The sequence below is a fragment of the Acidobacteriota bacterium genome (assembly GCA_033549365.1).
Classification (GTDB): Bacteria; Acidobacteriota; Aminicenantia; order Aminicenantales; family Saccharicenantaceae; genus JAWSUF01.
On sequence record JAWSUF010000045.1, the window covers coordinates 1 to 1,242 of the forward strand.

General features: G+C 37.0%; 1 protein-coding gene. It reads left to right on the plus strand.

The features are described 5' to 3' along the window. Nucleotides 1-251: 251 nt before the first annotated feature. The coding region (locus SCM96_15945; GenBank protein ID MDW7762106.1) for an ISH3 family transposase at nucleotides 252-1,242 on the plus strand (991 nt) is incomplete at its 3' end.

The window sequence follows — 1,242 nt, forward strand, 5'->3', positions numbered from 1 at the left end:
CGTATGCGGGTCGGCCTCGAGAAGGCTCCGGTCCATGAAGGCCCCCGGGGCGCTTTCGTTGGCGTTGGCTATATATAGGTGCAGGCTGCCCCCATATGAATCCTAAATCAAATGGTTTAGCCTGCAGATCAAGAATTGAATTAAGATCAAAAGAATGTATCGATAATATCCTTCAACCTCTGGTCGATAACATTCAAATACCTATCAATGGTTCACTCACCAGTAAAGATATTTTTCAGACAACAATCAGTATGGCAGTTAATAAAAATTCAATTCATTCTGTCCAGAAAAGATATGAAAAGGTTCCATGTGAAACCTCCCTCAGACACCACCTGAAAAAGCTTGATCTGGAAAAACTGATGGAAGTGAACAATAAAATCCTTATCCAGAAGCCTATTGAAACTTTGAAACAGAATAAGAAATATGAATTCGCCATTGATTTTACTAATGACCCATACTATGGAGAGATCAATACATCAAATGAAAAATATGTGATTAGAGGACAGGCAAAGAAATCTACAAACTCGTTTTATTCATATGTTTCTCTTTATATTATCAACAAAAATGAACGGTTTACCATCTCCGTTCTTCCAGTTGAGAAAGGCACGTCAAAAGTGTATTATCTCTCTTATTTCATTGATTTGATAAAAAGTCTGAATTTTGGAATCAGAATTCTTTGCCTGGATAGGGAATTTTATTCTATCGATGTATTTGAATTTTTAAATGAACTCAATATTCCACATATAACTCCCGTTGTTAAGAGAGGAAAGAGAATAAAAAAGGTTCTCGCGGGTAATAAAAATAGATTCGATACATATCTTATGGAGAACTCGGAAAAAGAGATTCTTCTTGATATTGCGATTGATGTAAAATATTTGAAAGGAAAAAGAGGAAAGAATGGACGTGAGAATCTTGGTTTTGTAGTATATGGAATAAATTGGAGTCCGAGAAAAGTGAGCACGGTTTATAGGAGGAGGTTCGCCATAGAATCTTCATACAGGATCAGGAATCAAGTGAAGCCTAACACTTCAACAAAAAATGTGATAATTAGATATTTTTATGCTCTGATTTCTTTTCTGATGAAAAATATATGGCTATGCTTACAGAAAAAGCATTTTACGATTGTTCAGAGGGGACCTCAAATAATAAAGGAAGATCTGTTTAGCCAAAGCGACCCCGACTTATCCCGAGGTCACCTGTCACAGCCTCGAGGATCTGGATATCCTGAACAGCCGGCCCAAG